Genomic DNA, 14,177 nt, shown 5'->3' with positions numbered 1-14,177 from the left:
AACCAAAAATGAATATCGCAACGCGTTTAAAGATTATGTCTTTTCTGCAATATTTTATCTGGGGGAGTTGGTTAGTTACCCTCGGCTCTTACATGATAAACACCTTACATTTTACCGGGGCTGATGTTGGTATGGCATACAGCTCTAAAGGCATTGCGGCTATTATTATGCCAGCCATTATGGGCATTATTGCAGATAAATGGTTACGAGCTGAACGTACCTATATGCTGTGCCACTTTATTTGCGCCGGGGTACTTTTTTATGCTGCCACCGTGACTGAACCGAATATGATGTTCTGGATAATGTTGCTTAACGCAATGGCGTTCATGCCCACTATTGCATTATCCAATAGTGTTTCTTATTCGTGTCTGGCCCAGGCCGGATTAGATCCGGTAACCTGTTTTCCTCCAATCCGTGTTTATGGCACTGTGGGATTTATTGTCGCCATGTGGCTGGTGAGTTTATTGCATCTGGAGTTAAGTAGTGTGCAACTATATATTGCTTCTGGCGCTTCTTTAGTGTTAGCGATCTATGCATTAACGCTACCGAAAATCCCAGTGGTGGAGCATAAAACTAGTACTACGCTTTCCAGTAAATTAGGCCTGGATGCGTTTGTGTTATTTAAAAATCCACGTATGGTGATTTTCTTTTTATTTGCCATGTTATTAGGTGCAGTACTACAAATTACTAACGTTTTTGGTAATCCATTCCTGCATGATTTTGCCCGTAACCCTGAATTTGCGGATAGCTTCGTGGTGAAATATCCTTCCATCCTGCTCTCGGTTTCGCAAATGGCGGAAGTCGGCTTCATTCTTACTATTCCCTTCTTCCTTAAGCGTTTTGGCATAAAAACCGTCATGTTGATGAGTATGGTCGCGTGGACATTACGCTTTGGCTTCTTTGCCTTTGGCGACCCATCGCCAGGTGGCTTTGTATTATTGTTGTTATCGATGATTGTGTATGGCTGTGCGTTCGACTTTTTTAATATCTCAGGTTCAGTGTTTGTCGAACAGGAAGTGGATTCCAGTATTCGCGCCAGCGCTCAGGGCTTATTTATGACGATGGTCAACGGCGTTGGGGCGTGGATCGGCTCTCTTCTGAGTGGTATGGCGGTTGACTATTTCACGGTTGATGGTGTGAAAGATTGGCAAACTATCTGGTTGGTATTTGCTGCGTATGCGCTGGCCCTGGCAGTGATCTTTGCCCTGTTTTTCCGTTATAAGCATGAACCTGAAAAAATGGCACAATAATCATTAGCTCACTGATGTAAACGGGGTTGACCTTTATTGCAATGTGCTAGATTTGGAGCCTTACCAAACCTTATGGAGCGCAATAATTATGGAAAGTACGCATCGTATTGATCTCAAGTTATTGCGCTATTTTCTTGCGGTCGCAGAAGAACTTCACTTTGGGCGGGCGGCTGCGCGGCTCAATATGTCGCAGCCGCCATTAAGTATTCATATTAAAGATCTGGAACAACAACTGGGCACGTTGCTGTTCGTTCGTCATTCGCGCAGTGTGGCGCTCACTCATGCGGGAAAAATTTTACTGGAAGAATCACGACGGTTACTGGCGAATGCCAGTCAGGCGATGGCACGGGTTGAGCAGATTGGTCGCGGTGAGGCAGGGCGGATTGAGCTGGGCGTGGTGGGAACAGCAATGTGGGGGCGAATGCGTCCGGCGATGCGGTGCTTTCTGAAAGAATGCCCCAATGTTCATGTCTCATTTCGTGAAAAATCACCAGGCATGCAAATGGCGTTGCTGGAGCGGCGGGAACTGGATGCGGGTATCTGGCGGATGGCGATTGAACCAACCACGGGGTTTACCAGCTTACGCTTACATGAATCCTCTTTTCTGGTTGCTATTCCGCAAGACCATCATCTGGCATCGCGAGATGCTATCCCGCTAACCGCATTACGCAATGAATACTTTGTAACGCTGCCTTCCGTCCATTCTGACTGGGCGTTTTTACAGCGCGTTTGTCAGCAGGCAGGTTTTTCACCGATGATCGTCCGGGAGGCCGTAGAGCCGCAAACTGTGCTGGCGATGATCAGTATGGGATTAGGCGTGACATTAATGGCAGATAGTTATGCTCAGATGAGTTGGCCCGGTGTGGTATTTCGTCCACTGGAAGAACGTATTCCGGCAGATCTGTATATTGTCTATGAACAGCAACATGCGGCGCCTGCGCTGGAGAGGTTGGTTAATGCCTTGATCGCGTGAAGGAATATCGTAGATAGCAAAAAGGCGCCTTTAGGGCGCCTTTTTACATTGGTGGGTCGTGCAGGATTCGAACCTGCGACCAATTGATTAAAAGTCAACTGCTCTACCAACTGAGCTAACGACCCGAAGTGGTGGGTGATGACGGGATCGAACCGCCGACCCCCTCCTTGTAAGGGAGGTGCTCTCCCAGCTGAGCTAATCACCCACTTCGGTACTTCACATTTTTACAAGAAATTTAGCTGGCGAGAAAGTGGTGGGTGATGACGGGATCGAACCGCCGACCCCCTCCTTGTAAGGGAGGTGCTCTCCCAGCTGAGCTAATCACCCACTTCTCAATTTCTTGCTACACGGCGGAGACTACATAAAGTAGTTGGTGGGTGATGACGGGATCGAACCGCCGACCCCCTCCTTGTAAGGGAGGTGCTCTCCCAGCTGAGCTAATCACCCCCGCTGTGTGGAGTCGCATTATAGGGAGAGTTGGAAATGAGTCAACGCATTTTCTAAAGAAATTGTTCGTTCGTCGTAAATTTAAGCAGGGTGATCGCAAAACAGACCGTGTTGCGCAATTTGTCAACGAAAACAATAATGCGTAAGGTAGCAACCCGAACTACATTGAGGAATCAGGCGGGAGTGATAGAATATCGCCCACTCAATTTTTCCAGGATTTGCCGGTTGTCGGCATCTTTCTAAACGTAAGGCCATTTCATGAAAATCAAAACTCGCTTCGCGCCAAGCCCAACAGGCTATCTGCACGTTGGCGGCGCGCGTACTGCTCTTTACTCCTGGCTTTTTGCACGTAACCACGGCGGTGAGTTCGTGCTGCGTATTGAAGACACCGATCTTGAGCGTTCCACGCCGGAAGCTATCGAAGCCATTATGGATGGCATGAACTGGCTGAGTCTGGAGTGGGATGAAGGCCCGTACTTCCAGACCAAACGTTTCGATCGCTATAACGCGGTGATCGATCAGATGCTGGAAGAGGGTACTGCCTATAAATGCTACTGTTCTAAAGAGCGCCTCGAAGCGCTGCGTGAAGAGCAGATGGCAAAAGGCGAGAAGCCGCGTTATGACGGCCGTTGCCGCCACAGCCATGAACATCACGCTGATGATGAACCGTGCGTTGTACGTTTTGCTAACCCACAGGAAGGTTCCGTTGTTTTTGACGATCAGATCCGTGGTCCGATCGAGTTCAGCAACCAGGAGCTGGATGATCTGATTATCCGCCGTACCGATGGTTCTCCGACCTATAACTTCTGTGTGGTGGTTGACGACTGGGATATGGAAATCACTCACGTCATCCGTGGTGAAGACCATATCAACAACACGCCGCGCCAGATCAACATCCTGAAAGCACTGAAAGCGCCCGTACCGGTTTACGCGCACGTTTCTATGATCAACGGTGATGATGGTAAAAAATTGTCCAAACGTCACGGTGCAGTCAGCGTAATGCAGTACCGCGACGACGGCTATCTGCCAGAAGCACTGCTGAACTATCTGGTGCGTTTGGGCTGGTCCCACGGCGATCAGGAAATCTTCACCCGTGAAGAGATGATCAAGTACTTCACCCTGAATGCCGTCAGCAAATCTGCCAGTGCGTTCAACACTGACAAACTGCTGTGGTTGAACCATCACTATATTAACGCGCTGCCGCCGGAGTATGTAGCTACTCACTTACAGTGGCACATCGAGCAGGAAAATATTGATACCCGTAACGGCCCGCAGCTTGCTGAGCTGGTGAAACTGCTGGGCGAACGCTGCAAAACGCTCAAAGAGATGGCGCAAAGCTGCCGCTATTTCTACGAAGATTTTGCTGAGTTCGATGCCGACGCCGCGAAAAAACATCTGCGTCCGGTAGCGCGCCAGCCGCTGGAAGTAGTGCGCGATAAACTGTCTGCTATCACTGACTGGACGGCGGAAAATGTTCACCACGCAATTCAGGTAACGGCGGATGAGCTGGAAGTGGGCATGGGTAAAGTTGGGATGCCGCTGCGTGTCGCCGTTACCGGTGCGGGGCAGTCTCCGGCGCTGGACGTTACCGTTCACGCGATCGGTAAGACACGTAGCATTGAGCGTATCAACAAAGCGCTGGCCTTTATTGCTGAACGCGAAAATCAGCAGTAATTAGCGTATAAAAAGATAAACGGCAGGAGATAATATCCTGCCGTTTTTTTATTTATGCTGATTCGTCAATATCGAGACGGGCGAGGAAATTGCGAATTCCTTCACGTGACAAAAATTGCGCGACTTTTTCCTGCTCAATGTCAGTCATATTATCTATCGCGTTGATAATTTGTCGATACGCCGGGGCGCGTGCTCCAGGAGCGTATTCGGCAATTCTCTCTTCAGCTTCCATCAACATTGGTGTGTTATGGAACGCAGGCGTGTTCTGAATAAACTCGCAAACCTGCGAATCGACCAGAATAAGTCTGGCACGACCTCCTTTCACGCCGGGAAACTTTTCCGTTCTCCAGCCTTTTTCTCTGATCCAACGGTTAACAGTTTGTTTAGCCACACCCAGGCATTCCGCCAGCTCTTCGGTGGTCATTTTATTACGTAATCTTTTCATATTATTTGCTGTCGCGAATCCCTAAGCGTTGTAATAATCCGATAATCCCTTCCCGCAGAAGCAAGGATGTAAACTGTTTTTGTTCAAGAGGCGTCATCTCTTTCGCCAGCGTCACCAGCAGCACTTCAAGAGGCGTATCGGCAGACAGTTCAGGTGCCTCTCTTTGATCGTCCGGACGTTCTGCATTACGAATATATTCACGAACTTGTTTATTGACGTGAATCAGCCGGGCCTTGCCACCCTGGACACCTGGTTTTGGTGATGTCGTCCAGCCTTGCTTGCGTACCCATTTATTAATGGTCTGGCGGCTATAACCGGTCAGCCTGGCAAGTTCATCTGGCGTCATCCTCTCCTTGAACATAACAATTCCCTGAATGATTGCGGGTCTATTAGTGGTTCATTTTATAACACCACTTTACAAGAAACCGTGACAGGAATAACTACTGAATGCGAGCGACTATCCAAAATAGTTCATTTGCCTGATTTTTCAGCGATTGAAACTACGCCTTGCAATTTGCCGTTGACACATTCGGGCGGAATTCATATGATGCCGCCCGTCAACTCGACAAGCTTTACGTGATGGGGCTATAGCTCAGCTGGGAGAGCGCCTGCTTTGCACGCAGGAGGTCTGCGGTTCGATCCCGCATAGCTCCACCAAATTTTGCACCCAGCAAATTTGGTACGTAAACGACTCGTGGGGCTATAGCTCAGCTGGGAGAGCGCTTGCATGGCATGCAAGAGGTCAGCGGTTCGATCCCGCTTAGCTCCACCAAATTTCAAACCCTCGCTGCGAAGCGGGGGTTTTTTGTCTCTGCTTTTTGCCGCTTTTGTAATACAGTCTACCTTCCAGGTTAGTGTTGCCTGTTGGAAACATCATTGGATGAAATATCGGCAGCAGGTCGGTCCCTGTTTGCTTCGCGATGCGAATAAACATATTATTTGTGTGCCTTAAAACCCCGATCAGTGAGAGTAGTGTACTCATGTTTGTGGAGCATAACCTGATAAAAAATATCAAGATATTTGCACTAGCGTTTACGCTCACCGTGGTACTTATTCAGCTATCCCGTTTTATCTCGCCACTTGCTGTTATCCATTCCAGCTATATTTTCCTGGCGTGGATGCCACTGTGCGTAATGCTGTCAATCTTGTTTATCTTTGGCTGGCGCGGTGTCGTTCCTGTTTTATGCGGGATGTTTTGCACCAATCTGTGGAACTTTCATCTCTCTTTTTTACAGACCGCGGTCATGCTCGGCAGCCAGACGTTTGTCGTGTTGTGTGCCTGCGCAATATTACGCTGGCAGCTGGGGACGCGTTGGCGTTATGGATTGACCAGCCGATATGTCTGGCAACGTCTGTTCTGGCTTGGTTTGGTGACACCGATCGGCATCAAATGCAGCATGTATCTTGTGGGGAGCTTCTTTGATTTCCCGCTAAAGATATCTACCTTTTTCGGCGATGCGGATGCCATTTTCACGGTCGTTGATTTGCTAAGCCTTTTCACCGCAGTGCTGATTTACAACATGCTTTTTTACTATCTCACCCGCATGATTGTAAGTCCCCACTTTGCACAGATATTGTGGCGTAGGGATATCGCTCCGTCGTTGAGCAAAGAGAAACGCGCATTTACCTTAAGCTGGCTGGCAGCTCTTAGCGTGCTGCTACTTCTGATGTGCACACCGTATGAAAATGACTTTATTGCCGGTTATCTGGTACCTGTTTTCTTTATCATCTTTACCCTCGGTGTCGGTAAGCTTCGCTATCCGTTTTTAAATCTCACTTGGGCTGTTTCAACGCTTTGCCTTCTGAATTACAACCAGAACTTTTTGCAAGGGGTACTAACCGAATATTCGCTGGCATTTATTCTCGCAGTGCTGATTTCCTTTAGCGTTTGCCTGCTCTATATGGTACGCATTTATTATCGTAGCGAATGGCTTAACCGTCGCTGGCATTTGCAGGCACTGACCGATCCGTTAACGCTATTACCCAACTTTCGCGCACTGGAGCAATCGCAGGAGCAAGAGGCTGGTAAGAGTTTTTGCTGTCTGCGCATTGATAATCTTGAGTTTATGAGTCGCCATTACGGGTTAATGATGCGCGTTCATTGTATTCGCTCAATTTACCGTACATTGCTGCCGTTGATGCAGGAAAACGAAAAGTTGTATCAATTGCCGGGGAGCGAATTGCTGTTGGTACTGACCGGGCCGGAAACGGAAGGGCGGTTACAGCATATGGTTAACATTCTCAACAGTCGGCAAATCCACTGGAACAATACCGGGCTGGATATGGGCTATGGTGCTGCCTGGGGACGTTTTGACGGTAATCAGGATACTCTGCAGCCAATGCTGGGGCAGTTAAGCTGGCTGGCGGAGCAATCCTGCGCACATCATCATGTGCTGGCGCTGGACAGCAGAGAGGAGATGGTTTCCGGGCAGACCACTAAACAGGTGCTATTGCTGAATACCATTCGCACGGCGTTAGATCAGGGTGATTTGCTTCTCTACGCCCAGCCAATTCGCAACAAAGAGGGTGAAGGTTATGATGAGATCCTCGCGCGACTGAAGTATGACGGCGGCATTATGACCCCGGATAAGTTTCTGCCCCTTATTGCTCAGTTTAACCTTAGCGCGCGATTCGATTTACAGGTGCTGGAATCCCTGCTGAAGTGGCTGGCAACCCACCCTTGCGACAAGAAAGGCCCGCGCTTTTCAGTCAATTTAATGCCGCTCACTCTGCTGCAAAAGAATATCGCCGGGCGAATTATTCGTCTGTTTAAACGTTACCGTGTCTCCCCGGAGGCTGTGATTATTGAGATCACCGAGGAGCAGGCGTTTTCTAACGCAGAAAGCAGTATGTACAATATCGAACAACTGCATAAGTTTGGCTTCCGTATTGCGATTGATGACTTTGGCACAGGCTATGCCAACTACGAACGGTTAAAACGTTTGCAGGCTGATATCATCAAGATTGATGGCGTCTTCGTTAAGGATATCGTCACTAATACACTGGATGCGATGATAGTGAGATCAATTACCGATCTGGCGAAAGCGAAGTCATTGAGTGTGGTCGCGGAGTTTGTCGAGACGCAACAGCAGCAGGCGCTATTGCATAAGCTCGGGGTGCAATATCTGCAAGGGTATTTAATTGGTCGCCCGCAACCATTAGTTGATTAACAGGCGTAAAAATGCCGGGGAATTATCCCCGGCATTTGAGGTTGATGACAAACGGACAATTGCCTGATGCGCTGCGCTTATCGGGCCTGCATGGAAACACAATCTATTGAATTTACGTTGTTTTGTCAGCTTGGTAGGGCATTTACGCCGCATCCGGCATAAACAAAGCGCACGTTGTCAACAAACTGAAGCCGGGGAATTATCCCCGGCTTTTTTAATGGATTCGCTTACAGTACCAGTGCTGCGATTGACGCAGACAGCACACTCACCAGCGTAGAGCCGTAAACCAGTTTCAGACCGAAGCGAGAAACCACGTTACCTTGCTCTTCGTTCAGGCCTTTAACGGCACCCGCGATAATCCCGATAGAAGAGAAGTTAGCGAAGGATACCAGGAACACAGAGAGGATACCTTCAGCACGCGGAGAGAGCGTGGAAGCAATTTTCTGCAGATCCATCATCGCAACGAACTCGTTGGAAACCAGTTTGGTCGCCATAATACTGCCCACCTGCAGTGCTTCACTGGAAGGAACACCCATCACCCATGCAATCGGATAGAAGATGTAGCCCAGAATGCCCTGGAAGGAGATGCTGTAGCCAAACCAGCCAGTCACGGTAGCAAACAGAGCGTTCAGTGCTGCGATCAGGGCGATAAAGCCGATCAGCATTGCGGCAACGATAATGGCCACTTTGAAGCCCGCCAGAATGTATTCACCCAGCATTTCGAAGAAGCTCTGGCCTTCGTGCAGGTCGGACATCTGAATATTTTCTTCGCTGGCATCAACACGGTAAGGGTTGATCAGAGACAGCACGATAAAGGTGCTGAACATGTTCAGTACCAGTGCAGCAACCACGTATTTCGGTTCCAGCATGGTCATGTATGCACCAACGATGGACATAGAAACGGTGGACATCGCTGTTGCTGCCATGGTGTACATACGATTACGGGAGATTTTGCCGAGGATATCTTTATAGGCGATAAAGTTCTCGGACTGACCCAGAATCAGGGAGCTGACGGCGTTAAAGGATTCCAGTTTGCCCATGCCGTTGACTTTGGAGAGCAGGAAACCAATTGCGCGGATAATCACCGGCAATACGCGAATATGCTGGAGAATACCGATCAGTGCAGAGATAAAGACGATAGGGCACAGGACTTTCAGGAAGAAGAAAGCCAGACCTTGATCGTTCATGCTACCAAAGACGAAGTTAGTCCCTTCGTTGGCAAACCCGAGCAGTTTTTCGAACATTTCGGAGAAGCCTTTCACGAAGCCCAGACCAACGTCGGAGTTCAGGAAGAACCACGCCAGTAACACTTCGATAACAAGCAGTTGAATAACATAACGGATACGAATTTTTTTGCGGTCGCTGCTTACCAGCAGTGCGAGAATCGCAACAACGGCAAGTGCCAGTACAAAATGAAGGACGCGGTCCATATTTGCTCCAAATATGAGGCAGGTTAAATTTCCGTGCACATTCTATGTAACAAAATTCCGAAAAACGAGATCTGACACACACTATAATGACGTCCTGTGACAAGCTTCAAAAATAGTGAGTTGCCATACATTTCTGCTATGTTGTGTATGGAAGCTGGAAGTTATGTAAATGTGCTAACATTAATCATAAGCGTAACATTCAAATCATCAATCTTTTCGTAGTCATAATCCTGGTCTATCAGAGAAATCACCACAATCCATTTAAATGAATTTGATAATCATTCTCGTTTGGCATAGCATGAAACATAGCAAAGGCTATGTTTTAGAGGCACAAGATGACGAACTATCGCGTTGAGAGTAGCAGCGGTCGGGCAGCGCGCAAGATGAGGCTCGCATTAATGGGACCTGCGTTCATTGCGGCAATTGGTTATATCGATCCCGGTAACTTTGCGACCAATATTCAGGCGGGCGCCAGCTTCGGCTATCAACTGCTGTGGGTGGTTGTCTGGGCCAACCTGATGGCGATGCTGATTCAGATCCTCTCGGCCAAACTCGGGATTGCCACTGGTAAAAATCTGGCGGAGCAAATTCGCGACCACTACCCACGTCCGGTAGTCTGGTTCTATTGGGTCCAGGCGGAAATTATTGCGATGGCGACCGATCTGGCGGAATTTATTGGTGCGGCGATCGGTTTCAAACTCATTCTTGGTGTTTCTTTATTGCAGGGTGCGGTGCTGACGGGGATCGCCACTTTCCTGATTTTAATGCTGCAACGTCGCGGGCAAAAACCGCTAGAGAAAGTGATTGGTGGGCTTCTGTTGTTTGTCGCGGCGGCTTACATTGTCGAGCTGATTTTCTCGCAACCGAATCTGGTGCAGTTGAGCAAAGGTATGGCGATACCGAGTTTACCGACCTCGGAAGCGGTCTTCCTGGCGGCTGGCGTGTTAGGGGCGACGATTATGCCGCATGTGATTTATCTTCACTCTTCGCTTACCCAGCATCTACACGGTGGTTCACGCCAGCAACGTTACTCTGCGACTAAATGGGATGTGGCGATTGCCATGACCATCGCTGGCTTTGTCAATCTGGCGATGATGGCTACGGCTGCGGCGGCGTTCCACTTTTCCGGTCATACGGGAGTTGCCGATCTTGACGAAGCTTACCTGACGCTGCAACCGCTGTTAAGCAATGCTGCGGCAACGGTTTTTGGTTTAAGTCTGGTGGCGGCGGGGCTTTCGTCAACGGTAGTGGGTACGTTGGCAGGGCAGGTGGTGATGCAGGGGTTCATTCGCTTTCATATTCCGCTGTGGGTACGCCGTACGGTAACCATGCTGCCGTCATTTATTGTCATTCTGATGGGATTAGATCCGACACGGATTCTGGTTATGAGTCAGGTGCTGCTCAGTTTTGGTATTGCTCTGGCGCTGGTGCCGCTGCTGATTTTCACCAGTGACAGCAAATTGATGGGCGATCTGGTGAATAGCAAATGGGTTAAACAAATCGGCTGGATGATTGTGGTGCTGGTGGTAACGCTGAATATCTGGTTGTTGGTGGGAACGGCATTGGGGCTGTAGTTGAATGAGTGTCGCATCAGGCACCACTGGCGGATGCGGCGTAAAACGCCTTATCCGCCCTACGCGTTAAATGGAGCGGGTTTGTAGGCCTGATAAGACGCGCAAGCGCCGCATCAGGCACCACTGGCGGATGCGGCGTAAAACGCCTTACCCGCCCTACGCGTTCAATGAAGTGGGTTTGTAGGCCTGATAAGACGCGCAAGCGTCGCATCAGGCATTGCGCTCCATTAGCGAATGTGTTTAATGACGATGCCCATGTCCACGGCCTTTTCCGCGATGATCATCACGGTCGCGCCAGCCTTCGCGATAGCCACGCTCATACGCTTTACGCTTATCCCAACCACGGTGATAGCCATTATCATGACGCCACCAGCGGTTTTTACGCCATTCATAATTACGGTGCCAGTAGTCACGATCGCGCCAGTGGCCGCCGTCCCAGTAGTTACCATAATTATCGCGATCGCCAATTTGTAATTTAATTGATGGCAGTAAGGTAATTTCACCTGCGTTTGCTGCAAGCGGGATAAATGCCATCAGGGCGGCCGCCAGAAACAGTGACCTGAACATTGTTATTCTCCTTCACGATCGAAGCCGTCAGCGGCCTGTTAACGCAATATTACGGGGAGGTAAAGCCCCGTTTCATCGCCATAACTCTTAAATCATAAGGGAGAGCATTTTTTGCTAAAGGTTATCGTGGGGTGGCTGTTGTTTTGGACGATTCACCATCATCATCGGTTTACCTGCCAGTAATAACCATGCCGGAAGCATGACGATACACAGTAGCGGTAACAATGTGGAATCAGGTACAACGACCGCCGCCATAAACAAACTTAGCCAGCCATCGCGCGTTACCACCAGTACGAGGCCGAGAATCGCGCAGGAAACGGTAATGGCCGCTGGAACGGCGGGAACGTGCGCATGCAGCATCAAACCTAACGCTACGCCGACAAATACCGCCGGGAAGATTCGCCCGCCGCGAAACCCGCTGGCGGCGGCAATGACCAGGGCGGCAAGTTTGATTACCGCCAGCAATAAGTAATCGCTGGTGCTGAAAGCCTGATTTGTCACCATCTGCTGCATCTCGTCCAGCCCTTTAAATAGCGAAACAGGCCCACCAATAACACCCAGAATACCGAGAATAAAGCCGCCAACCCCCAGCATGAGGACCGGATTTTTAATCTGATGCATCATCGCGTGCACCCGTGGGAAACACCACACTGCAACCATACCTGCCGCAATGGCGATCGCCGTCACAATTGCACCACTGATAATGTCTGCTAACTGCATCTGTCCGTAATGAGCAATGGGCAGCGAAAAATGAGGATGGATAAACAATCCGGTGGTTAGTGCGCCAGCCGCCGCTGCCATTAACGGCGCAAAGAGACGATCCCAAAGTGGAACGTCGTGGCTGCCATTTAAGGTTTGCGAAAATATCAACGCCGCCGCAACAGGAGTGCCAAACAGTGCGCCGATGGTGCCCGCAGAGGCTAAAATAGTCCACTCCATCCGGTTCACTCGTGGTAACAGACGCGCGCCAATCGCCACCGCGAGGGCGATATTGACGGTCATAATGGGATGTTCCGGCCCAAGACTGACGCCGCCCGCAAGACCGAGAATTAATGCTACGATCAGTCCTGGTAGCGCAGAGGGGGAGACTGGCGCGCCAATCAGCGCTTCACAGGCAGGATCCGGCCCGGCATGACCCCGGCTGAAACGGATGACTAGCCCAACAGCGGCCCCTGTCAGCGTTAAAATTCCGATGATCCAGAGCGGTGAATCTTGGGCTATCCCCAGACTTCCCGGCAGTCGTTGCCAGAGCAGATTCTGTAATACCGAGGCGATTTTCATTACCACCATCAGAATAAGACTGGACGCAATCCCAATTGCCAGAGCGGGGAGCGATAATAACAACATGGTTCTGGCTCGCGGATGGAGCATGTTCTATTCCTTTATGCGGGTTCAGATATTTAGTTTGCCCAGCTTGCATAAAGACATCGCTGCAATTGGTGCTGAAACGATAAAGTAAATGTGTGACCCAGATCGATATTTACAGGGAGCCCGCCTCTACGGCGTTGTTGTTATGCCCCCATGAACTTACAGTGTGAGAAAGAATTATTTTGACTTTAGCGGAGCAGTTGAAGAATGACAAAGTATGCATTAGTCGGTGATGTGGGCGGTACTAACGCACGTCTTGCTCTGTGTGATATTGCCAGTGGTGAAATCTCGCAGGCTAAAACCTATTCAGGGCTTGATTATCCCAGCCTGGAAGCGGTCATTCGCGTTTATCTTGAAGAGCATAAAGTCGAGGTGAAAGATGGCTGCATCGCCATTGCTTGCCCAATTACCGGTGACTGGGTGGCAATGACCAACCACACCTGGGCGTTTTCGATTGCCGAAATGAAAAAGAATCTCGGTTTTAGCCACCTGGAGATTATTAACGATTTTACGGCGGTTTCGATGGCGATCCCGATGCTGAAAAAAGAGCATCTGATCCAGTTTGGCGGCGCAGAACCGGTTGAAGGTAAACCTGTCGCGGTGTACGGTGCCGGGACAGGGCTTGGGGTTGCACATCTGGTCCATGTCGATAAACGCTGGGTAAGCCTGCCTGGTGAAGGTGGTCACGTTGATTTTGCGCCAAACAGTGAAGAAGAAGCCATTATCCTTGAAATACTGCGCGCGGAAATTGGCCATGTCTCGGCTGAACGCGTGCTCTCTGGCCCTGGTCTGGTAAATCTGTATCGCGCGATTGTGAAAGCCGACAACCGCCTGCCGGAAAATCTCAAGCCAAAAGATATTACCGAACGCGCGCTGGCCGACAGCTGCACCGATTGCCGCCGCGCGTTGTCACTGTTTTGCGTCATTATGGGGCGTTTTGGCGGCAATCTGGCGCTCAATCTCGGAACATTTGGCGGCGTCTATATTGCGGGCGGTATCGTTCCGCGTTTCCTTGAGTTCTTCAAAGCCTCTGGTTTTCGTGCCGCATTTGAAGATAAAGGGCGCTTTAAAGATTATGTTCATGATATTCCGGTCTATTTAATTGTGCACGATAACCCTGGGCTTCTCGGTTCCGGTGCACATTTACGCCAGACCTTAGGCCACATTCTGTAAATCCTTCCTGTCATATCGGGAGGTGACTCTCCCGATAATCTTTTAAATCAATCAGTTAATTCAATTTTTCTTTGTGTCTCCTCACAAGGCCGACCTGCGTCACACT

General features: G+C 49.6%; 12 protein-coding genes and 6 tRNA genes. 9 read left to right on the top strand and 9 right to left on the bottom strand.

Features of this window, described 5'->3' with window-relative positions; genetic code table 11:
• Positions 1–8: 8 nt before the first annotated feature.
• Complete coding sequence (locus AACS80_RS18465; protein WP_138183913.1) at positions 9–1,250, top strand: nucleoside permease; 1,242 nt, start codon at positions 9–11, stop codon at positions 1,248–1,250.
• Between the two features lie 88 nt (positions 1,251–1,338).
• Entirely contained in the window at positions 1,339–2,223 is an 885-nt protein-coding gene (locus AACS80_RS18460) for a LysR family transcriptional regulator (RefSeq protein WP_130260680.1), read from the top strand.
• Between the two features lie 49 nt (positions 2,224–2,272).
• Here the strand turns inward: AACS80_RS18460 and AACS80_RS18455 are convergent.
• The 4 genes from AACS80_RS18455 to AACS80_RS18440 all read right to left on the bottom strand — a co-directional run bounded on the left by AACS80_RS18455 (position 2,273) and on the right by AACS80_RS18440 (position 2,670).
• A tRNA-Lys gene (locus AACS80_RS18455) sits at positions 2,273–2,348 on the bottom strand.
• A 4-nt stretch (positions 2,349–2,352) separates the two neighbouring features.
• Positions 2,353–2,428 (bottom strand) — tRNA-Val (locus AACS80_RS18450).
• Positions 2,429–2,474: 46 nt separating this feature from the next.
• Positions 2,475–2,550: transfer RNA gene (locus AACS80_RS18445), tRNA-Val, on the bottom strand.
• A gap of 44 nt (positions 2,551–2,594) precedes the next feature.
• Positions 2,595–2,670 (bottom strand) — tRNA-Val (locus AACS80_RS18440).
• Between the two features lie 258 nt (positions 2,671–2,928).
• Between AACS80_RS18440 and gltX the strand changes: the two genes are divergently transcribed.
• Entirely contained in the window at positions 2,929–4,344 is a 1,416-nt protein-coding gene (gltX, locus tag AACS80_RS18435) for a glutamate--tRNA ligase (RefSeq protein ID WP_135410230.1), read from the top strand.
• Between the two features lie 52 nt (positions 4,345–4,396).
• On the opposite strand, the gene AACS80_RS18430 is transcribed toward gltX, so the two are convergent.
• Both AACS80_RS18430 and AACS80_RS18425 read right to left on the bottom strand, forming a co-directional pair.
• Positions 4,397–4,789 (bottom strand): MerR family transcriptional regulator, encoded by a 393-nt coding sequence (locus AACS80_RS18430; protein ID WP_130216872.1) that lies wholly within the window; start codon positions 4,787–4,789, stop codon positions 4,397–4,399.
• A 1-nt stretch (position 4,790) separates the two neighbouring features.
• On the bottom strand, positions 4,791–5,150 hold the full coding sequence (locus tag AACS80_RS18425) for a YfeC-like transcriptional regulator (RefSeq protein WP_130207360.1): 360 nt from the start codon (positions 5,148–5,150) through the stop codon (positions 4,791–4,793).
• A 220-nt stretch (positions 5,151–5,370) separates the two neighbouring features.
• Here AACS80_RS18425 and AACS80_RS18420 point away from each other — a divergent pair.
• The 3 genes from AACS80_RS18420 to AACS80_RS18410 all read left to right on the top strand — a co-directional run bounded on the left by AACS80_RS18420 (position 5,371) and on the right by AACS80_RS18410 (position 7,959).
• Positions 5,371–5,446 (top strand) — tRNA-Ala (locus tag AACS80_RS18420).
• A 39-nt stretch (positions 5,447–5,485) separates the two neighbouring features.
• Positions 5,486–5,561, top strand: a tRNA-Ala gene (locus AACS80_RS18415).
• Between the two features lie 208 nt (positions 5,562–5,769).
• A complete protein-coding gene (locus AACS80_RS18410) occupies positions 5,770–7,959 on the top strand; it encodes a bifunctional diguanylate cyclase/phosphodiesterase (protein WP_130207356.1) in 2,190 nt (729 codons plus the stop codon).
• A gap of 227 nt (positions 7,960–8,186) precedes the next feature.
• Here AACS80_RS18410 and nupC read toward each other — a convergent pair whose 3' ends face one another.
• Positions 8,187–9,389 (bottom strand): nucleoside permease NupC, encoded by a 1,203-nt coding sequence (gene nupC, locus AACS80_RS18405; RefSeq protein ID WP_064526382.1) that lies wholly within the window; start codon positions 9,387–9,389, stop codon positions 8,187–8,189.
• A gap of 265 nt (positions 9,390–9,654) precedes the next feature.
• Here nupC and AACS80_RS24000 point away from each other — a divergent pair, with 265 nt between their 5' ends.
• Together AACS80_RS24000 and AACS80_RS18400 are read left to right on the top strand one after the other, a co-directional pair.
• Entirely contained in the window at positions 9,655–9,744 is a 90-nt protein-coding gene (locus AACS80_RS24000; RefSeq protein WP_240811045.1) for a protein YpeD, read from the top strand.
• Complete coding sequence (locus AACS80_RS18400) at positions 9,725–10,963, top strand: Nramp family divalent metal transporter (protein ID WP_130216878.1); 1,239 nt, start codon at positions 9,725–9,727, stop codon at positions 10,961–10,963. The genes AACS80_RS24000 and AACS80_RS18400 overlap by 20 nt, the downstream gene beginning before the upstream one ends.
• Before the next feature lie 240 nt (positions 10,964–11,203).
• On the opposite strand, the gene ypeC is transcribed toward AACS80_RS18400, so the two are convergent.
• Together ypeC and AACS80_RS18390 are read right to left on the bottom strand one after the other, a co-directional pair.
• Complete coding sequence (gene ypeC, locus AACS80_RS18395) at positions 11,204–11,530, bottom strand: DUF2502 domain-containing protein YpeC (protein ID WP_130216879.1); 327 nt, start codon at positions 11,528–11,530, stop codon at positions 11,204–11,206.
• 114 nt (positions 11,531–11,644) lie between these two features.
• Entirely contained in the window at positions 11,645–12,901 is a 1,257-nt protein-coding gene (locus AACS80_RS18390; RefSeq protein ID WP_130216881.1) for an ion channel protein, read from the bottom strand.
• Between the two features lie 204 nt (positions 12,902–13,105).
• Between AACS80_RS18390 and glk the strand changes: the two genes are divergently transcribed.
• Positions 13,106–14,071 carry a glucokinase gene (gene glk / locus AACS80_RS18385; protein ID WP_130216883.1) on the top strand — a complete coding sequence of 322 codons (966 nt, stop codon included), beginning with the start codon at positions 13,106–13,108 and terminating at the stop codon, positions 14,069–14,071.
• Positions 14,072–14,177: the final 106 nt, after the last annotated feature.

The organism is Escherichia sp. E4385 (assembly GCF_963883145.1).
Taxonomy (GTDB): Bacteria; Pseudomonadota; Gammaproteobacteria; order Enterobacterales; family Enterobacteriaceae; genus Escherichia.
The sequence above is the reverse complement of the archived record's forward strand: the minus strand, read 5'-3'. Positions and strand labels throughout refer to the sequence as shown.